Below are 19,415 nucleotides of genomic sequence, written 5' to 3' on the forward strand. Positions count from 1 at the left end.
TTCCCTTGAAGTTCTAACACCTCACCCCATATTAAGTGCATAACGCAGACACTTTGCAAATTGGAGATATATAAATGACTGCAGCACAAAAAGAAACATTAGGCTTTCAAACAGAAGTAAAACAATTATTAAACTTAATGATTCATTCTCTTTATTCTAATAAAGAAATATTTTTACGCGAGCTTGTGTCAAACGCATCAGATGCGGCAGACAAGTTACGCTTTTTAGCGCTTTCTCAAGGCGACCTTTACCAAGGTGATGCCGACTTACGTGTTCGTATTAGTGCTGATAAAGAAGCAAATACAATTACCATTTCTGATAATGGTATTGGTATGACACGTGATGAAGTAATAAGCTCATTGGGTACTATTGCAAAGTCGGGTACTGCTGAGTTTTTTAAAAACTTAACGGGTGATCAAAGTAAAGATTCACAATTAATTGGTCAATTTGGTGTTGGTTTTTACTCAGCATTTATTGTTGCTGATTTAGTAACTGTTCGTACACGTAAAGCCGGTGAAACAACCGCTTACGAGTGGGAATCTCAAGGTGAAGGCGAATACACGCTTCAAGAAATTGAAAAAGAAGGCCGTGGTACCGACATTATTTTACATCTTCGTGATGAAGAAAAAGAATTTGCTGACGATTACCGCTTACGTGGCATTGTTACAAAATACTCAGATCATATTTCAACACCTGTACAAATGTTTAAAGCAGAAGTACCAGAGTCTGAAGGCGAAGACGGCGAAAAAATTCCAGCAGTACCAGGTGAGTGGGAAAGCATTAACCGTGCAACTGCATTGTGGACGCGTGATAAGTCAGAGCTTTCTGATGAAGAATACAAAGAGTTTTACAAGCACGTAAGCCACGACTGGGAAGATCCACTTAGCTGGGCACATAATAAGGTTGAAGGTAAAACTGAATACACGAGCCTTTTATACATCCCTAAAAAAGCACCTTTCGATTTATGGAACCGTGAACGTCAAAGTGGCTTAAAGCTTTACGTACAACGTGTATTTGTAATGGATGATGCTGAGCAGTTCATGCCAAGCTACCTTCGTTTTGTGAAAGGTTTACTAGATTCAAACGATTTACCTCTAAACGTATCTCGTGAAATTCTACAAGACAACAAAGTAACGCAAGCTATTCGTAAAGGGTGTACATCGCGCATTATTAAAATGCTTGAGCGTATGGCTAAAAACAAAGCTGACGATTACCAAGTATTTTGGAATGAGTTTGGCCAAGTAATGAAAGAAGGCCCAGCTGAAGATGCGGCAAATAAAGAAGCTGTATGTAAGTTATTACGCTTTTCTTCTACTCATACTGATTCAGAAACACAAGATGTGTCGCTTGAGCAATATGTTGAGCGCATGAACGAAGACCAAGACAAAATTTACTATGTAGTAGCTGATACATTTACTTCTGCGAAAAATTCTCCTCATTTAGAGATTTTCCGCAAAAAAGGGATTGAAGTATTGTTATTAAGTGACCGTGTTGACGAGTGGATGATGAGCCACTTAACTGAATTTGCTGATAAGCAACTACAGTCAATCACACGTGGTGATTTAGATTTAGGTAAGCTGGACGACGAAGAAACTAAAAAAGCACAAGAAGAGTCTGAAAAAGAAATGGCAGGCCTTGTTGAGCGTATTAAAACAGCACTAGGTGATGACGTTAAAGAAGTGCGCTTTACGCACCGCCTAACAGATTCTCCAGCATGTGTTGTAAGCGACGACAACGACATGAGCTCACAAATGCAAAAGCTAATGGAATCTGTTGGTCAAGCAGCACCAGAAGCAAAACCTGTGTTTGAGCTAAACCCAGAGCATCAACTTGTTAAGCATTTGAATGACGAACAAGATGAAGATAAATTTTCACAGTGGTCACATGTTTTATTAGACCAAGCATTACTTGCAGAGCGCGGTACACTTAAAGATCCAACAGGATTTGTTACTCGCCTAAACAAACTAATGCTTGAACTAAGCAAGTAGTCAGTTAACTATTTAGTTAATAAAAGTATAAATTATATACTTTAAATAAAAGGGAACGTATGTTCCCTTTTTTAATGCGCTGTAAATACATCAACAACTCATCAATTAGTATAAGTTGCTTGAGTATCGGCGGCGCTTGTGGAAGAATTCAGGCTTTAAAATAAATATCCATACTAGGGGACAATAATATGCGCATTATTCTTTTGGGCGCGCCGGGTGCAGGTAAAGGTACTCAAGCTCAGTTTTTAATGGACAAATACGGTATTCCACAAATTTCTACTGGCGACATGTTACGTGCAGCAATTAAAGAGGGCACGCCATTAGGCTTAGAAGCAAAAAAAGTAATGGATGCTGGTCAACTAATTTCTGACGATATTATTATTGGTTTAGTAAAAGAGCGTATTACTAAAGCTGATTGTGAGAAAGGTTTTTTACTTGATGGCTTCCCACGCACAATTCCTCAAGCTGATGCGATGAAAGAAAATGGCGTAGTGGTTGATCACGTTATTGAATTTGACGTGGCTGACGAAGTGATTGTTGAACGTATGGGCGGACGTCGCGTTCATCCTGGTTCTGGTCGTGTTTACCATATTGTATATAATCCACCAAAAGTGGAAGGTAAAGACAACGAAACTGGAGATGACTTAATTGTTCGCGCTGACGATACTGAAGAAACAGTACGTAAACGTTTAGGTATTTACCACGAGCAAACTATGCCATTAGTTGATTACTACCAAGCAGAAGCTGCTGCTGGTAATACTCAATACCACAAACTAGATGGTACACAAGCTGTTGAAGCTGTTAGTTCACAACTTGGTGAGCTTTTAGGTTAATTATAAAAGCACATTAAAAAACCGCCAATTGGCGGTTTTTTGTTTTAAGGCTGTTTAGCATTGCTTAATCAATGTTATTTAATCGGCTTTACAGCGTTTCAAGTTTCTCAATTACGCTGTTGTATTCTGGTTCAGTTGAAAGGCTACTAACTAATTGTTTATAAATGACGTTATGGCTTTCATCTAAAATAAATACAGTTCGCGTTAATAAGCCCATATCTTTAATAATCAATCCGTATTTTTGGCCAAAATCGCGCCAAACAGAATCTGATAACGTAGTGATTTTATCGATATTTTCAGCTTTGCAAAAACGCTTTTGAGCAAATGGTAAATCAGCACTAATTGTTAGCATTACAACACTTGGAAATTGCGAGGCTACTTTTTCATTGAAATGCTTAGTTTGCAGGCTACAAATACCTGTATCAAGACTTGGCACTACACTTATCAATACAGCTTGGCCTTTGTAATCCTCAAGCGTTACAGGGATGAAGTTGTTATCAACTACTTTGAAATTTGGCGCGCTATCTCCAACAGAGATCCCTTTGCCTAATAAAGTGACTGGTTTGCCTTGTGCAGATACTTTTCCTATGTCTAGCGTGTTTTCTGGGTAATCGGCTGCAATAGCCACAGAGCAAAATGCGCTCAAAGCAAAGGTAAGTGAACGTAACATAAGGTATTTCCTTTTAAATTAACGCAATGGGCGTCAGTGTATTATACTGCGCTATAGTAACCAAGAGATTATACCGCTCTGATGAAGTTGGGATTAGTTCTGCAATATAAAAATTGTAACTGTGCTAAACTTTGATTAACATGAAGTTACAAAATATATCTTCAATAATAAAAATAAAAACCATCATAAAATGATTTTAATGCTCATTACTGGTTTAGAAACAGAGAGATAATATGTCAACATCGGTACTAATATGTGATGACTCAAAATTAGCTAGGCGTCAGCTAGCTCGTTCATTACCTGAAGATTGGGATATTAAAGTTGAATTTGCACTCGACGGCGTTGATTGCATAAAGCAAATAAAGTTAATTGAACCAGAAATACTTTTTCTCGATTTAAACATGCCTGAAATGGATGGGTATGAAGTATTAATCGCTATGAAAGAACAGGGGCTAAACATACTCACTGTTGTTGTCTCTGGTGATATACAGCCAAGTGCACATCAAAGAGTGCTTGAACTTGGTGCTATCGATTTCATTCAAAAACCATGTTCCCCCGAAAAACTAGCCAGCATAATTGAACACCATGGGATTAAAGATAAAGCCATGCGTGAGCGTCTCTCTCATTCGCTTGGAGAGCAAGTCGACCCTGATGTTCGGGATATATACCAAGAACTCACTAACGTTGCTATGGGACAGGCTGGGGATTTACTTGCACGTCTTCTTAATGTGTTTGTAGAGCTACCAATTCCTAATGTGAATATTTTGGAAGTTAATGAACTCGATATGGCGCTGCAGTCTATAGATAATAATGCAGCTACATCGGGTGTGTGCCAGGGCTTTATTGGCGGTGGCATTTCGGGCGAGGCGCTATTACTTTTAAATGATTCAAGCTTTAAAGAAATAGCTTCTTTGATGAATTATGACGGCGAGTTAAACGATAAAATTGAACTTGAGCTGCTTATGGATATTAGTAATATTTTGATAGGCGCTATTTTAACGGGTCTTTCAAAACAGCTCGATATGTCATTTAGCCAAGGGCACCCAATAGTACTTGGCCAACACAGAGATGTGTCTGAGCTGGTTAAATCAAACAAGTCACGTTGGCAACGCACCCTTGCTATAGAGATTAGTTACGGTATTGAAAACCATGATATAAATTGCGACCTCATGCTGTTATTTACTGAAGATTCACTTAAAACTTTGAAGTATAAAGTTGCTTACCTATTAGAAGATTAAGTTATGGCTGCAGATTTAGAAATGAATGAGATCCATTGGCTTATGGATATGTTTAATACCGTTGATATAGGCCTTGTAGTACTTGATAGAGATTATAAGGTGTGTGTATGGAATGGTTTTATGGAAAACCATTCAGGGCTTCTACCAAGCGCAGTAAAAGATAAAGACCTATTTGATTTATTTCCTGCAATAGACGAAAAATGGTTTAGAAGTAAATCAGAATCGGTTTTTGTTTTAAAAAACCGCTCTTTTACGATTTGGGAGCAGCAGCCATACATTTTTAGGTTTAAAAATTATAGACCTATTACTGGTAAAGCTGATTACATGTATCAAAATGCGACATTTATCCCTCTTACAAATACGATGGGCGAAGTTAGCCATATTTGTATTATTTTGTATGATGTAACAGATGTCGCGGTAAATAAAAAAGAGCTTGAAGAGTTAAACAAAAAATTAGAACAAGTAAGTCAAACAGATAGCTTAACGCAGCTTGCAAACCGTGGACACTGGGAAGGTACGCTACGCCAAGAGTTTTTGAGAGTTAAGCGAAGTGGTGGCTGTAGTACATTATTAATGTTTGATATTGACCACTTTAAAAAAATAAATGATGAATATGGCCATAGCTGTGGTGATGAATCGCTTCGTCATTTATCTAACTTACTACGTACGACGCTGCGCGAAACTGATGTTGCAGGGCGTTATGGCGGTGAAGAGTTTGCAGTAACATTACTTGATACAGATAAAGAAGGCGCTTTTGTATTTGCTGAGCGTTTAAGGGTATTGATTGAAACTAACCCTGTTAAGTATAAACACTTTGAAATAACAATGACGGTAAGTATAGGGCTGGCTGGTAGCAGTAATGATTTTAAAAATCATGAGCGCTGGATAGAGGCTGCAGATAAAGCACTGTACCAATCTAAAAATACAGGGCGAAATAAAGTAATAGCCTACGAAGATATAAAAAATGACGCTTAAGCGTCATTTTTTATATCCAGAATTTAGGGTTAAATAATACCGTGTTTTTATAACCTGCTGAGCAAACCCAATCAGTATGAAAATTTTATTGCTCTTCATTATTGTGTTGTGTGTCGAGAGTCATCTATTGGGCATTGACCAATCATTGAAACCTCACCAGAATTTGACTCTTGCTCTAGTTTTACTTTAAAGCCCCATAATCTGTAAAGATGCTTAAGTACTTCCTCGTGCGAGTTTGCTAAAGGAATGTTGTTATGAGGTACGTAGCGTAGGGTTAGTGAACGGTCACCTCTAATATCAACGTCATATACTTGAATGTTGGGTTCATGATTACTCAAGTTGTACTGCGCTGAGAGCGCTTCTCTTACAGCTTTATAGCCGTTGTCGTTATGTATTGCGCCAATTTCTAAATGGGTATTATTAGTATGGTCAATAATAGTAAATAATTTAAAATCACGAATTAACTTAGGCGATAAAAACTGGCTAATAAAACTCTCATCTTTAAAGTTTTCCATTGCAAAATGCAGTGTATCTAGCCAATTACTGCCTGCATATTCAGGAAACCAGCGTTTATCTTCTTCAGTTGGGTGCTCACATATTCTGCGAATATCAACCATCATATTAAAGCCTAAAGCATATGGGTTAATGCCTGAATAATACTTACTGTTATAAGGTGGCTGATAAACTACGTTGGTATGGCTTTGTAAAGATTCTAACATGAAAGAGTCGGTGAGTTTTCCCTCATCATATAAGTGATTAAGGATGGTGTAATGCCAAAATGTTGCCCAGCCTTCGTTCATTACCTGAGTTTGTTTTTGTGGGTAAAAGTATTGCGAAATTTTACGAACAATACGTATCACTTCACGTTGCCAAGAGTCGAGTAATGGGGCATTTTTTTCAATAAAATACAAAATATTTTCTTGGGGTTCAGAAGGAAAATGGCGTACTTTCTTTTTGGTTTCTTGCTGTTGCTCAGGAATAGTCCGCCATAATTCATTTACTTGCGATTGAAGGTAGTCTTCACGCTCTTGTTGACGTTTTTGTTCTTCAAATAACGATATTTGTTGTGGACGTTTGTAGCGATCGACTCCGTAATTCATTAATGCATGACATGAGTCGAGTAGGGCTTCTACTTGTGTAATACCGTGCTTTTCTTCACAGCGACTTATGTAGTTTTTAGCAAATACCAAGTAATCAATAATTGAGCCAGCATCGGTCCAGGTTTTAAATAAATAGTTACCTTTAAAAAATGAGTTATGTCCGTAACATGCATGTGCCATTACAAGCGCTTGCATAGGTAGGGTATTTTCTTCCATTAAGTACGCAATACAAGGGTCTGAATTTATCACTATTTCGTAAGCGAGACCCATTTGTCCGCGCTTATAATTTTGCTCTGTTTGAATGAACTTTTTACCGTAAGACCAATGGCTGTAGCCAATAGGCATGCCAACGCTTGAATAAGCATCCATCATCTGCTCTGCGGTTATCACTTCAATTTGATTAGGGTAGGTGTCTAACCTGTAGTGAGCTGCAACACGGGCAATTTCACCTTGGTACTCATCTAATAAATCAAAGGTCCAATCTGGGCCATCACTCATTCGTTTATCATTCATAATGCTACCTCGCTTTTGGCTATGCAGAGTTTTGCTGTTGACGACCTTTTTTAAATAGCTCCCTAAAAATTGGGTAAATATCTTCAACGCTTTGAATATGCTGTATGGCGAAATTATTATGGCTGTGTGTTATAGATTCATATTCGCGCCATAGGCTTTGATGAGCACGAGTGGTTATTTCAATATAAGCAAAATAGCGTACTGCGCTTAAGAGCTTATTACGTAAAATTTCACCACACTGCGGGGTGTCGTCCGCCCAGTTATCGCCATCAGAGGCTTGTGCGGCGTATACATTCCACTCGTTTGCGTGATAACGCTCTTTTATTATTTCGTTCATTAATTTAAGTGCGCTTGAAACAATAGTGCCGCCAGTTTCTTGGGAATAAAAAAACTCTTGCTCGTCTACTTCTTTTGCTTGTGTGTGGTGGCGAATATAAACAACGTCTATGTCTTTATAGCTGCGTGTTAAAAATTGATAGAGCAAAATATAAAAGCGCTTTGCCATGTCTTTTGTTGGCTGATCCATTGAGCCTGACACATCCATAATACAAAACATTACCGCTTTGCTGGTGGGGTGAGGGCGCTTTTCGTAATTACGAAAACGTAAATCGTAGTTATCAATAAACGGGACCGATTTAATTTGTAGTTTTAATGCTGCAATTTCTTTTTGTAATAAAGCAATTGCCGCTTTATCGTTATGTGGACCAGCAAGCAGCAGAGCAAGTTGTTCTTCGAGCTCTTTTAAACGGCGTTTTTTACCTGCACTCATGGCAACACGCCGTGCAAGCGAGCCTTGTAATGAGCGGACAATATCAATATTGCTAGGCATACCATCACTACAAAACCCTGCGCGGTGGGTTTTCATTTGCACTAACTTATCAAGCTGGTTCTCTTGTAAGTTAGGAAGTTCTAAATCTTCAAACAGTAAATCAAGGTATTCATCTTTTGATATTGAAAATACAAACTCATCTTGCCCTTCGCCCGAATCGCTGGCGTCACCTTCACCGGCACCGCCGCCTTGTCCGCCTTTAGGGCGCTCAATTTTATCACCTGTAGAAAACTGATCGTTACCAGGGTGAATTTGTTCTCTATTCCCGCCTTGCCCTTGATGAAATGTAGGTTCGCTGATATCGCGTTGTGGAATAGAAATACTCTCACCAGAGCTTGAATCGGTAACGCTGCGTTTGTTAATCGCATCTGAAACTGCTTCTTTAATTTGTTTTTTATAGCGCCTAATAAAGCGCTGGCGATTAAGCGTACTTTTATTTTTTCCGTTTAAACGCCTATCTATAAAATGCGCCATATTGACCTCCTATATACTACGACTATGAAGGTTATTGCGATTTTCTAACCCGTAAATACCACTCAGAAAGCAAGCGAACTTGTTTTTGTGTATAGCCTTTTTCGACCATACGGTTCACAAAGTCTTCGTGCTTTTGCTGATCCTCTGCAGACGTTTTAGTATTAAACGAAATAACAGGAAGTAAATCTTCGGTATTAGAGAACATTTTTTTCTCAATCACCGTGCGTAGTTTTTCGTAGCTTGTCCATAGTGGGTTTTTACCATTGTTATGCGCACGGGCACGCAATACAAAGTTCACTATTTCATTACGGAAATCTTTAGGGTTAGAAATACCTGCTGGCTTTTCTATTTTTTCAAGTTCGGCATTAAGTGCCTCACGGTCAAATAGTTGTCCCGTATCAGGGTCGCGATATTCTTGGTCTTGTATCCAAAAGTCTGCATAAATAACATAACGGTCAAAAATGTTTTGTCCGTATTCTGAATACGATTCTAAATAAGCGGTTTGCAGTTCTTTACCTATAAACTCTACATATTGCGGAATTAAATAGCCTTTTAGAAAGCTTAAATAGCGCTCTTCTATTTCGCTTGAAAATTGTTCGCGCTCTATCTGTTGTTCAAGCACATAGAACAAATGCACCGGATTTGCGGCAACCTCAGTGGTATCAAAGTTAAACACACGAGATAAAATTTTAAACGCAAAGCGAGTAGAGAGCCCCGTCATGCCTTCATCAACACCTGCGTAATCACGATACTCTTGATACGATTTTGCTTTAGGGTCGGTGTCTTTTAGAGTTTCGCCATCGTATACCCGCATTTTTGAATAGATACTTGAATTTTCTGGCTCTTTTAAACGTGATAGCGTTGTAAATTGCGCCAATGTTTTAAGTGTACCCGGTGCGCATGGCGCGTTGTATAGCTCGCTGTGCTCAAGTAATTTGTCGTAAATTTTAATTTCTTCAGTTACACGTAAGCAGTAAGGTACTTTAACAATATAAACACGGTCTAAAAATGCTTCATTGTTTTTATTGTTTTTAAAAGTTTGCCACTCAGATTCATTAGAGTGAGCGAGGATCATGCCATTAAAGGGCAGAGCACTAATGCCTTCTGTTCCGTTGTAGTTACCTTCTTGGGTTGCGGTAAGTAAAGGGTGCAGCACTTTAATCGGTGCTTTAAACATTTCTACAAATTCCATCAGCCCTTGGTTAGCTAAACATAAAGAGCCCGAGTAGGCGTATGCATCAGGATCGTTTTGGGCAAAGTGCTCAAGCTGGCGAATATCTACTTTACCCACTAGCGCCGAAATATCTTGGTTGTTTTCATCTCCAGGTTCGGTTTTGGCAATGCCTATTTGATTTAAAATAGAAGGGTAGCGTTTAACCACTCTAAACTGGCTAATATCACCATTGAATTCTTTTAAGCGTTTACCAGCCCAAGGCGACATAATGGTTTTTAAGTAGCGCGGTTTAATACCGTACTCTTGCTTTAGTACGTCGGCGTCCTCTATTGGGTCAAATAATGCAAGAGGATGGTCGCTTACCGGAGAGCCTTTAATTGAATAAATAGGTACTTGTTGCATTAAATATTTTAGTTTTTCGGCAATAGATGATTTACCCCCACCAACAGGTCCAAGTAAATAGAGCACTTGTTTGCATTCTTCAAGCCCTTGGGCGGCGTGTTTTAAATAAGAGACTATTTGCTCAATGGCATCTTCCATACCATAAAAATCAGTAAAGGCAGGGTAGCGCGCAACTACTCTATTAGAAAATAACCGGCTTAGTCGTGCATCCGTTGCGGTATCTACCATGTTTGGTTCGCCAATTGCCATGAGTAGGCGTTCTGGTGCGCTGGCGTAGGCAGACTTATCGGTTTTACAAATCTCAAGAAATTCAGCGATACTGTATTCTTCTTCCTGTGCCGCTTCGTATCGTGCTTGGTAATGCTCAAAAATCGTCATAATAACCTCCGAAACCCGCTGTAAAAAGGTGCTTACCTTTTAAAGTCTAGTCACGAATGTGTATTTTTGTGCAATAAAATTAAAAATTTAAGTGAAAAAAGATCATGTTACTAAAAGTGTATTATTAAATGATGAGGCGCTTGGGTGTGATAAACAAGAAACAAAAAAAGACGCCTAAGCGTCTTTTTTACATTAGCGTTTAAAGGCTAATTAAGCGAAGTTAGCGTTCGCGAATTCCCAGTTAACAAGCGACCAAAAACCTTTAAGGTAATCTGGACGAACGTTACGGTAATCAATGTAGTAAGCGTGTTCCCATAAATCCACTGTAAGGATTGGAGTAACGCCATCATCAGTTAATGGTGTAGCAGCGTTAGATGTATTAACGATGTCTAGTGAACCATCAGCAAGCTTAACTAACCACGTCCAGCTTGAACCAAAGTTATTTACTGCTTTGTCATTTAATGCATCTTTAAACGCATCAAAAGAACCCCATTTAGCGTTGATTGCATCAGCAACTGCGCCAGTAGGCTCGCCGCCGCCGTTTGGAGATAAGCTGTTCCAGTAAAAAGTATGGTTCCAGATTTGTGCTGCGTTGTTAAATACGCCGCCTTCTGATGAACATACGATCTCTTCTAGAGATTTGTTTTCAAACTCAGTACCAGGGATTAAACCATTAAGCTTAACCACGTATGTGTTGTGGTGTTTGCCATGGTGAAACTCTAGCGTTTCTTTTGAAATATGTGGCTCAAGTGCGTCGATTGCATATGGTAGTGACGGTAGTTCAAATGCCATTTTTTTATCTCCATCTTCTTTGGTTGATAGTCCATTTGGTAATACGTAATGCCTGTTGAAACAGAGCAGTTACCTATACCAAGCGGTAATATAGTGTTACTATAATTGTTGAGTATTTTACTCAAGTTTAAGCAAACAGCAATGCTATTGCGAAAGACTATTTCAATTGCGGCTTTATTTGCCCATTTTAAGTTATATATTTGTGGTCACGATGAGTTATTTTCAAGACCTAAATATATTTAGCTATCGTTACTTTGAGGTTGTAGATGGAAACCATTGATAAAATTAAACAGCAAATTTCAGAAAACCCAATAATCCTTTTCATGAAAGGGTCACCAAAATTACCAAATTGTGGTTTTTCTTCACAAGCATCGCAAGCGTTAATGTCATGTGGTGAACCATTTGCATACGTTGATATTTTACTTAATCCAGACATTCGTGCTGAGCTTCCAGCATACGCAAATTGGCCAACATTCCCGCAATTATGGGTAGATGGCGAATTAGTTGGTGGTTGTGACATTATTATCGAAATGTTTCAACGCGGTGAATTACAGCCGTTAATTACAGAAACTGCTGCTAAATATAAAGAAGCTGACGCAGAGTAATTTATTACTCAACCTGCTATCAGGTTATTAAGCTCTTTAAACACAAAGCCACTTTTTAAGTGGCTTTGTTGTTTTTAATTTTTGTGAATTTACGAATAAGGAAGGCTCACTTGTACGTTTAAGCCGCCCTCTATTTTGTTATGTAAACTTATATGCCCCTGGTGCGCTTCTGCGATTTCTCTGCATAAGGCCAACCCTAAACCACTCCCCGTACTTTTTGTAGAATAAAAGGGCACTAAAGCATTTGCCATTACTTGCTCGCTCATTCCTTTGCCGCAGTCGCTCACATTTATAACACAAGCTTGGGGTACAAATTCGACCTGAATATGTATTTCATTGGAGTTGGAGCCTGACTCGTGTGAATTTTTTAATAGGTTTATGAGCAGCTGCTCGAGTTGGGCTTGATCAGCTTGTAATTCATTGTGTGAATTTTTTATTTCGTAGCTAAATTGCCAGTGATTTTTTAAATTATTGAGTGTGTTTTGCCAGTTAATCCGTGTTTTTTGTGGCTGAGGTAATTTAGCAAACTTGCCATAGCCTTGTACAAATTCAGTTAAATGACTAATTCGCTCATCAATAGTTGCAAATACACGGGCAAGGCGGGGCTCATCAACTTTATTTGCGAGCAATTGTGCGCTGTGTAACATGGACGACATAGGGCCGAGTGAATTATTCAATTCGTGGCTGATAATGCGTATTACCTTTTTCCACACGGCAACTTCTTGGCGACTAAGCTCACGGGTTAATTGTTTAAATATATATAAATGATGCTTTTGGTTATTGAGTAAAAACTCCCCGGTGGCTAAATGCCAAGTTTGCGAGTCTTGATTCTCTATTTCTATATTAAAGAGGCCATCAACACCGTGCTCTATAGCTGCTATTAATTGCAGGGGCGAATTTTCGAGCAATTTACTTAGCTGCATACCTTCAAGGCGGGTTGCGCTATTAAATAAACTACGGCTAATTAAATTACTAAATACCACCGTATTATTATCATTGACCAGTAATAACGCTTGCGGCGAGCTTTGCAATACTTTATCAAGCATTAACTCGCGCTGGTAAATCCATTGTTTTTCTTGGCGAAGCTGTTTAGCGGTTTGATTATAAAGTCGGCATAGTTTTCCAAGTTCATCATTACTTTTATACGCTAGTAAGCTGGAGAGCTCACCATCTTTAAAATTAAGCAACCCGGTTTCAAGCGATTGCATGCCAAGCTTTATTGGTTTGGTGAGAGCTCTTGAAAGCAAGGTGCTAAATGCAAGCGTTAGTAATATTAAAAACAGAGTGTAGTACATATCAAAACCACTAAGTGCGGCAATAATAAAAACAGGCAGCGCGCTACAAAGTGCGCAAATTAACACAACCTTTTGGCTTAGGGTAAAGTGGCTAATAATGTTTGGCATTAATAATCAATACCCATTTTTTGTAATCGACGATAAAGAGCTTGTCGGCTTAAACCAAATTCACGGGCCACTTTGGCTATAACACCTTGATGAGCGCGCATTGCGTGTTCTATTTCCTGTTTGGTCGGTTCTGCTTTTGCTTCTTGTTGAGCAGTAACCGATGACGAAAGTGCAAAGTCATCGACTGTAAGCGCACCTGTTGGTTTTAGTACCGCTACACGTTTACAAGCATTTTCTAGCTCTCGAACGTTACCTGGCCATTTATAATGTTGAAGTGCTTGCTCTGTGTTTATAGTCAGCTCTCGGTGAGGTAAGAAGTGGCTAATGAGTGCTAAAACATCATCTTGCCTTTCGCTAAGGGCAGGCACATTGAGTTCAATTACATTAAGGCGATAATATAAGTCTTCCCTAAATCGACCTTGTTCAATTGCTTGTAGTAAGTTTTCGTTAGTAGCCGATATTACTCGCACATTTACTTTTTGTGTTTGTGTTGAGCCTAAACGTTCAAACTCGCCGGTTTGTACTACGCGTAGTAATTTTATTTGTCCTGAGAGTGGTAAATTACCAATTTCATCTAAAAATAACGTACCGCCATCAGCTGCTTCAAATCGACCAATACGTTGTTTAGTTATCCCCGTGTATGCGCCAGCTTCAGCGCCAAAAAGTTCGGCTTCTATAAGTTCTTGTGGTAGTGCGCCTGCGTTTACCTTAATAAAAGGTTGCGATACAAGTGGGGAGTTTTTTTGAATGATATGCGCAATGCACTCTTTACCACTTCCATTAGGGCCTGTAATTAATGCAGATATATCAGATTTAGCTACTTGTAGCGCCATAGTGACCAGTCGTTCCATAGCCGTGCTTTTAAATATTAGCCCGGCAAGGTCTGCGCTTTTAAATGTACCTTCACGCTCTTGTTGATGGCGATTATGTGTCGCCACTATTTTTTTAGCACTGCCTAGCTCTATTAAGTTACTGATACAAACTAGTAGTTTTGCATCATCCCAGGGTTTTGGTAAGTAATCGGCAGCACCGGCTTTTACAAGCTCAATAGCGGTAGCAAGTTCGGTCCAGGCTGTAATAAGTATAATAGGGAGGTGTGGGTTTATTTCTCGTAGTTCATAAAACAACGTTTTACCTTCTTCGCCAGAGGTTGTGTCGCTGGTAAAGTTCATGTCTTGAATTACAAGCTCAATTCGCTGATAGCGAACTATTTGCAGAGCATCAAACGGATTTGTTGCAGTGACTACCGAAAAGTCGTGGATCTCGAGCAATAACGAAAGTGCGTCGAGTACTGCTTGGTTATCATCAACAATGAGTATTTTATGAGTCATAGGTTATTTTTATAATTTTTTAATGGCTACACTGCCTTACTAAGCAGTGTAGCATAGTGATTTACATATTATTAAATAGTGCGAGTTGCGATACTGGGCGAAATATTAGCAGCGCGTTTAGCCGGCGCTAATACCGCAAGTAAGCTCATTAAAAATACGGCAATGGCGGTAACGGCTATATAACTTGGCGGTAGTGCAGCTACAGAAAAATACTGCATTAACATTTTCCCAAGCAGTATTGCTGTTACTACACCTAAGGCTAAACCTAGGCTACAAATTAATGCATTTTCTACTAAAAAGTAGCTAACAATAGCTGACTTTCTTGCGCCAAGTGCTCTGCGTGTACCAATTTGCTTAGTACGTTTGCTAATATTAAATAAGGTTAAGCCAAAAATACCGAGAGCGGTTATAAGCACTAAAATAGTGATTAATACTATGAGCATGCGCATCATGAGGCGATCTTGAGCGGTATACTCATTTTTTAATTCATCAAGTCCTTTAATGTTATTAATAACGCGTTTGCTGTAATTTTCGAGCATAGCATTTCCTATTTCTTTCATTACAGCTGCTCGCTGACCAGGCTCTGTACGAACGGCAACTTGTGCATAACTTGCTGCTTTAATATAAGGAATAAACGCAAGATTATCGGGTTTACTGTCTTTGAGCCACGGGCCTTTCATTTTTCCGATTACGCCAATAACTTTAAGTGGTAGGTCACCAAAATAAACTATTTTTCCTAAACCATCTCCATCAGGGTAGAGCTCATCAAGTAAGGCTTTAGTGACTATAGTGACGTTGGTGCGCTTTTGTGTAATTTCGTTTGTAACTAGCACTTCATCTTCGGTAAAGTTTCGCCCTGCAATTAAGTTAACGCCGTAGGTATTAATTGCGTGGTCATCTATAAAAAAATAAGCGGTCCTGACACTTAGGCCTTCTTGTGGAGCAGGTTTTAAATTAAAGCTCGAAGCGCTGCCACTCCCTGATAGCGGAATACTACTGCTTAATGCGGCATCGACCACGCCTGGCATTTTTCTAAGCATGCTTTCATCAAGCTCAAACTGCTGACTTAAGTTAATATCAGTACCAAAGGTCATTACATTAAACTTAAATATATCTTGTTCAGGGTAGCCCGTTTCTTGGTTTAAATAGCTAATTCTGTCTTGAATGATAAATGCAGCATTACTGACTATTGCCGTTGTGATTGCAATTTGAATTAGCAGTAATACAGCGCCCACCTTTGAGCGGCATAAGGCGTTGAATATAGGTTTTATTTCTAACATTGTTAAATTCCTTATTGGCTCTTAAGATAAATGGCAGGGTTGGTTTTGCACACTAGCCAAGCTGGGTACAAACCAGCCAAAATGCAGGTTGTAATTGCAATCAATGGAGCGCTCAATAGCATGGTTAAATCCATTGTCGCTAAGTTTTCATAGTAGTCGTAGCTTTGCCCTACGCCCATTAAGCCAAGTTGTGCTAGTACAATTCCTAGCATGCCACCTATAAAGCCAAGCATGGCGACCTCAACTAAGTGCTGTAAAAATATTTGCCTTTTACTAGCACCTAATGCGCGCCTTACACCTACTTCTGGCGCTCTGCGTAAAAACTTAGCTAAAAGTAAACCTAAAATATTGGCTAAGCAGACACCTAAGAACATAAAGCTCAGGCCCACTAAAATTTTATTGTCTTCGGTGACGACGTTGTTGTATTGCATCCATTGGTTTACATCGCGAAGTTTATACTCAAGTTCTTTACGATTAAATCGACCACGTTTTTGTTGTTCTTGCATATAGGCTAATAAGTAATTTTGATAGGCTTGTTTTTGTTCAAGCGTATTTAGCTCTGCCCAAAACTGGATCCATACTTGCTCAGATTGCAGTTTATCTGCAAAGGTTGGTGTGTTTTCGTGTTTCCATCCATTGCTATTGCCCCAACTTACGAGCTCTTTTGCCTTTATTAAGCTAAAGGGCATAAATAACTCTTCTACTTGATTAAATGCACCGTTATTTAAATCATAATATTTAATATTGAGAGGCCAATGGTTAATAACACCAACTACTTGATAGCTTGCATCATCTAAGTAAATCAGTTCTCCGACAGAGTTTTGTCCTGCAAATAGTTTATCGTTTATCTCTTGGGTAATAACAACCACAGGTGCGGCTGAGTTTTCTTGCTCTTTGCTCCAAGCCCCTCCGTATAGAAATGACAAATTAAACATGCTAAAAAAGTCAGGCGTTGTCATGCGAGCATTACCTATAAAAGGTTTTATTTTGTCGGAGTCCAGATAAACTGAAAAGCCGGTACGCATCATAGCCACTTTTTTCTCTGACGTGGGTGCGTTTAATAAGTTCTCAGCATCTTGATAGGTCAGTTGCAGTGGCATGTTATCTTCTGTCCACCACGTACTACCATCGTCCATTGTTTGTAATTGCACACTGTAAAGTTGGCTGCTTTTTTCTGGAATAGGATCGGCCGACATCATGTGATAAACACTAAGGCTGGTCATTGTTATGCCTATACCTATCGCAATGGCAAGTACCATTAAAAAGCTAACCAGTGGGGTGCGCTTGAAGCTGCGCCAACTTAAATCTAAATAATGAATAAACATTAGTTAAACCCCCGATGCTGTTTTTATAGTTTGCGCGCCCTGATAAAGCGTAAAGTCGGCAAGTTGTCCATCAACTACTTGAATATTACGCGGAGCACGGCGGGCTAATTCGCTATCATGCGTTACCATTACAATAGTGGCACCGTCGCGATTGATTTGTTCAAGTAACTCCATAACTTGGCGAGCCATTAAGCTGTCAAGGTTACCTGTTGGCTCATCGGCAAGTAAAAAACGAGGTTTACCAGCAAGCGCACGGGCTATTGCCACACGTTGTTGCTGGCCACCAGAGAGTTGTTGAGGTAAGTGTTTAGCGCGAGATGCTAAACCAACTTGTTCAAGGCATTGCTCAATTCGACGTTTTCGCTCATTTGCTTTAATCCCTCTGTAGCGAAGAGGAACTTCTATGTTTTCATATAAATTTAAATCGGGGATCAAATTAAAGCCTTGGAATATAAAGCCAATTTTTTGATTACGTAAATCAGCACGTTGGTTATCGTTTAGGCTGCCAACATTAACGCCATCCAACAGGTATTCACCTTCGTTAAAAGGCTCGAGCATACCTGCAATATTTAAAAAGGTTGTTTTTCCTGAGCCGCTAGGACCAGTAACAGCAATAAATTCGCCTTCGTTTACTTGCAGATTAAAATCTCGAAGCGCATGGGTTTGTACCATTTCTGTTTGGTATACTTTACTTACATTGTTCATTTGTAACATGGTTGTTCCTAATTATTTTTAGCGTTGGTTGAGAACGTCTGTTTAATTTAATAAAATCGTGTTGGCTTGCTTAAAGTCGCTGTAGCTTGAAATAATAATTTCATCGTTTTCTTTTAGTCCGCTTAAAAGCTCAACCGCATTAATGCTGGTGGCGCCTATTATAATAGGTATACGCTTTGCGATATTGCCATCGACTTTATAAGCTATAATTCCGCCTTGCTGCATAAATGCACCACGCTTTACTTGCATTACACCTTCTCGGTTGTCGAGTAAAATACGTGCAGTTAAGCGTTGGTTCTGACGAATGTTGTTAGTAACACCTTTAAACCGGACGCGTGCGGTTACTTCACGATTATTAACTTCTGGTGATATGGCGGATAAATTCCCCATCACTGTTTCATTGCCTAACTTAAGCTCTACTTCCATACCGAGCCCTAATTCGTTTGCGTAACTTTCAGGAACTTGGAGTTCGGCTTCAAAATTACTTAAGTCGACGAGAGTCATAAGAGGTTGGCTTTGCGTCACTGCGGCTTTTTGTTGCACTAATAGGTTACCCACGATCCCTGTAACGGTAGCTTTAATAGATAGGTTGCTTACTTTTCGGATTAAGTCATCAACAATAAGTTGTTGGCGGGTTACATCACTTTTAGCAGCTTGTAGTTCAAAAGCGAGCGTGTCTTTGGCAAGCAATACCTCTTGCTGCGCATGCTTATAGGAGAGATTAGCTCGGGATAAATCATCAACTGCTTTTTCTAGATCAATTTGGCTAATTAAGTGCTTTTGTATTGATAACTGTGCGCGACGATTTTCGCGCTCAGCGGCGTTAAGCTCGACTTGTGCCATATCGAGTGTTTTATTTAAGGTGAGTGTTTGGCGTCTTGCTTGCAAATGTTGCCTTTGCTGTTCGCCTTCAAGTCTTTTAAGTACAGACTCCTGTTGCTTCAATTCATTAGTTAACTCAGGGCTTTGCAGCAGGGCAAGTGTGTCGCCTTGCTTTACTGTATCGCCGGCCTTTACTTTTAAATCTATAAATCCACGTTCTGGACTGTAGATTTTAGGAGCATTAGCAGCAACAATTTTACCACTGGCGGCAATGTCTCGAATGAGCGCTTTAACATGTACTTTTGCAATCTGTACTTTTGAGCGGCTAATAGAGCTTTTAGCGCTATGGCTCGTTAAAAAAATATAAGCAATTGCAGAGACCACAATGAAAACAATCGCAGTGATTATCGCGTATTTTTTATAGCTTATAGGTGCCTTTACTTGTACGTCTTGTGCGCTGGTATCTTTAATCATTTAATTTCCCCTAAATTGCTTTTATGTATTTTTCGCACAGCAGTAATAAAGCTGCTGTGCAAATAGCGGCAATAGGAGAGAGTAAAAATAAGCTT

Annotated in this window: 16 protein-coding genes; 5 read left to right on the forward strand and 11 right to left on the reverse strand. The window is 39.3% G+C overall.

Annotation, left to right across the window (positions count from 1 at the left end):
- Nucleotides 1-74: 74 nt before the first annotated feature.
- Nucleotides 75-1,988: a molecular chaperone HtpG gene (gene htpG, locus AAEY68_RS08560; RefSeq protein ID WP_024592695.1), complete on the forward strand. Its 1,914-nt coding sequence runs from the start codon at nucleotides 75-77 to the stop codon at nucleotides 1,986-1,988.
- 188 nt (nucleotides 1,989-2,176) lie between these two features.
- The gene (gene adk / locus AAEY68_RS08565) at nucleotides 2,177-2,821 is read left to right on the forward strand and encodes an adenylate kinase (protein ID WP_007584076.1); all 645 of its coding nucleotides are present in this window, start codon (nucleotides 2,177-2,179) and stop codon (nucleotides 2,819-2,821) included.
- A gap of 88 nt (nucleotides 2,822-2,909) precedes the next feature.
- Here the strand turns inward: adk and tpx are convergent, their stop codons facing one another.
- Nucleotides 2,910-3,491, reverse strand: a complete 582-nt coding sequence (gene tpx / locus AAEY68_RS08570) for a thiol peroxidase (RefSeq protein WP_024592694.1) — start codon at nucleotides 3,489-3,491, stop codon at nucleotides 2,910-2,912.
- Between the two features lie 233 nt (nucleotides 3,492-3,724).
- On the opposite strand from tpx, the gene AAEY68_RS08575 reads away from it, so the two are divergent.
- Together AAEY68_RS08575 and AAEY68_RS08580 are read left to right on the forward strand one after the other, a co-directional pair.
- Nucleotides 3,725-4,729, forward strand: a complete 1,005-nt coding sequence (locus tag AAEY68_RS08575; RefSeq protein ID WP_007584074.1) for a response regulator — start codon at nucleotides 3,725-3,727, stop codon at nucleotides 4,727-4,729.
- A 3-nt stretch (nucleotides 4,730-4,732) separates the two neighbouring features.
- Nucleotides 4,733-5,704, forward strand: a complete 972-nt coding sequence (locus AAEY68_RS08580; RefSeq protein ID WP_350585825.1) for a sensor domain-containing diguanylate cyclase — start codon at nucleotides 4,733-4,735, stop codon at nucleotides 5,702-5,704.
- Between the two features lie 98 nt (nucleotides 5,705-5,802).
- Here the strand turns inward: AAEY68_RS08580 and AAEY68_RS08585 are convergent, their stop codons facing one another.
- From AAEY68_RS08585 to AAEY68_RS08600, 4 genes are all read right to left on the reverse strand, one after another.
- A complete protein-coding gene (locus tag AAEY68_RS08585; protein WP_350585826.1) occupies nucleotides 5,803-7,317 on the reverse strand; it encodes a SpoVR family protein in 1,515 nt (504 codons plus the stop codon).
- Nucleotides 7,318-7,336: 19 nt separating this feature from the next.
- Nucleotides 7,337-8,620 (reverse strand): YeaH/YhbH family protein, encoded by a 1,284-nt coding sequence (locus tag AAEY68_RS08590; protein ID WP_342877382.1) that lies wholly within the window; start codon nucleotides 8,618-8,620, stop codon nucleotides 7,337-7,339.
- Between the two features lie 31 nt (nucleotides 8,621-8,651).
- Nucleotides 8,652-10,574, reverse strand: a complete 1,923-nt coding sequence (locus tag AAEY68_RS08595; protein ID WP_350585827.1) for a PrkA family serine protein kinase — start codon at nucleotides 10,572-10,574, stop codon at nucleotides 8,652-8,654.
- 210 nt (nucleotides 10,575-10,784) lie between these two features.
- Entirely contained in the window at nucleotides 10,785-11,366 is a 582-nt protein-coding gene (locus AAEY68_RS08600; RefSeq protein WP_002960323.1) for a superoxide dismutase, read from the reverse strand.
- 266 nt (nucleotides 11,367-11,632) lie between these two features.
- Here AAEY68_RS08600 and AAEY68_RS08605 point away from each other — a divergent pair, with 266 nt between their 5' ends.
- On the forward strand, nucleotides 11,633-11,971 hold the full coding sequence (locus tag AAEY68_RS08605; protein WP_004335359.1) for a Grx4 family monothiol glutaredoxin: 339 nt from the start codon (nucleotides 11,633-11,635) through the stop codon (nucleotides 11,969-11,971).
- Between the two features lie 89 nt (nucleotides 11,972-12,060).
- On the opposite strand, the gene AAEY68_RS08610 is transcribed toward AAEY68_RS08605, so the two are convergent.
- The 6 genes from AAEY68_RS08610 to AAEY68_RS08635 form a co-directional block, all read right to left on the reverse strand.
- Nucleotides 12,061-13,374, reverse strand: a complete 1,314-nt coding sequence (locus tag AAEY68_RS08610) for a sensor histidine kinase (RefSeq protein ID WP_024592689.1) — start codon at nucleotides 13,372-13,374, stop codon at nucleotides 12,061-12,063.
- Complete coding sequence (locus AAEY68_RS08615; protein WP_024590831.1) at nucleotides 13,374-14,705, reverse strand: sigma-54-dependent transcriptional regulator; 1,332 nt, start codon at nucleotides 14,703-14,705, stop codon at nucleotides 13,374-13,376. The genes AAEY68_RS08610 and AAEY68_RS08615 overlap by 1 nt, the downstream gene beginning before the upstream one ends.
- Before the next feature lie 71 nt (nucleotides 14,706-14,776).
- Nucleotides 14,777-15,985, reverse strand: a complete 1,209-nt coding sequence (locus AAEY68_RS08620; RefSeq protein WP_024592688.1) for an ABC transporter permease — start codon at nucleotides 15,983-15,985, stop codon at nucleotides 14,777-14,779.
- A gap of 11 nt (nucleotides 15,986-15,996) precedes the next feature.
- Entirely contained in the window at nucleotides 15,997-17,310 is a 1,314-nt protein-coding gene (locus AAEY68_RS08625) for an ABC transporter permease (protein WP_010553404.1), read from the reverse strand.
- A 3-nt stretch (nucleotides 17,311-17,313) separates the two neighbouring features.
- Nucleotides 17,314-18,024: an ABC transporter ATP-binding protein gene (locus AAEY68_RS08630; protein WP_024592687.1), complete on the reverse strand. Its 711-nt coding sequence runs from the start codon at nucleotides 18,022-18,024 to the stop codon at nucleotides 17,314-17,316.
- Nucleotides 18,025-18,066: 42 nt separating this feature from the next.
- Nucleotides 18,067-19,320: an efflux RND transporter periplasmic adaptor subunit gene (locus AAEY68_RS08635; RefSeq protein WP_024592686.1), complete on the reverse strand. Its 1,254-nt coding sequence runs from the start codon at nucleotides 19,318-19,320 to the stop codon at nucleotides 18,067-18,069.
- Between the last annotated feature and the right edge of the window lie 95 nt (nucleotides 19,321-19,415).

It is taken from the genome of Pseudoalteromonas sp. RB2-MNA-CIBAN-0110, assembly GCF_040309305.1.
Classification (GTDB): domain Bacteria; phylum Pseudomonadota; class Gammaproteobacteria; order Enterobacterales; family Alteromonadaceae; genus Pseudoalteromonas; species Pseudoalteromonas arctica.

Bases quoted from the DNA above. Each gene is read 5' to 3' on its own strand.
- adk (WP_007584076.1), top strand. From the start codon at position 2,177: ATGCGCATTATTCTTTTGGGCGCGCCGGGTGCAGGTAAAGGTACTCAA.
- htpG (WP_024592695.1), top strand. From the start codon at position 75: ATGACTGCAGCACAAAAAGAAACATTAGGCTTTCAAACAGAAGTAAAA.
- AAEY68_RS08635 (WP_024592686.1), bottom strand. From the start codon at position 19,320: ATGATTAAAGATACCAGCGCACAAGACGTACAAGTAAAGGCACCTATA.
- AAEY68_RS08590 (WP_342877382.1), bottom strand. From the start codon at position 8,620: ATGGCGCATTTTATAGATAGGCGTTTAAACGGAAAAAATAAAAGTACG.
- AAEY68_RS08595 (WP_350585827.1), bottom strand. From the start codon at position 10,574: ATGACGATTTTTGAGCATTACCAAGCACGATACGAAGCGGCACAGGAA.
- AAEY68_RS08585 (WP_350585826.1), bottom strand. From the start codon at position 7,317: ATGAATGATAAACGAATGAGTGATGGCCCAGATTGGACCTTTGATTTA.
- AAEY68_RS08610 (WP_024592689.1), bottom strand. From the start codon at position 13,374: ATGCCAAACATTATTAGCCACTTTACCCTAAGCCAAAAGGTTGTGTTA.
- AAEY68_RS08615 (WP_024590831.1), bottom strand. From the start codon at position 14,705: ATGACTCATAAAATACTCATTGTTGATGATAACCAAGCAGTACTCGAC.
- AAEY68_RS08625 (WP_010553404.1), bottom strand. From the start codon at position 17,310: ATGTTTATTCATTATTTAGATTTAAGTTGGCGCAGCTTCAAGCGCACC.
- AAEY68_RS08580 (WP_350585825.1), top strand. From the start codon at position 4,733: ATGGCTGCAGATTTAGAAATGAATGAGATCCATTGGCTTATGGATATG.
- AAEY68_RS08605 (WP_004335359.1), top strand. From the start codon at position 11,633: ATGGAAACCATTGATAAAATTAAACAGCAAATTTCAGAAAACCCAATA.
- AAEY68_RS08620 (WP_024592688.1), bottom strand. From the start codon at position 15,985: ATGTTAGAAATAAAACCTATATTCAACGCCTTATGCCGCTCAAAGGTG.
- tpx (WP_024592694.1), bottom strand. From the start codon at position 3,491: ATGTTACGTTCACTTACCTTTGCTTTGAGCGCATTTTGCTCTGTGGCT.
- AAEY68_RS08630 (WP_024592687.1), bottom strand. From the start codon at position 18,024: ATGTTACAAATGAACAATGTAAGTAAAGTATACCAAACAGAAATGGTA.
- AAEY68_RS08600 (WP_002960323.1), bottom strand. From the start codon at position 11,366: ATGGCATTTGAACTACCGTCACTACCATATGCAATCGACGCACTTGAG.
- AAEY68_RS08575 (WP_007584074.1), top strand. From the start codon at position 3,725: ATGTCAACATCGGTACTAATATGTGATGACTCAAAATTAGCTAGGCGT.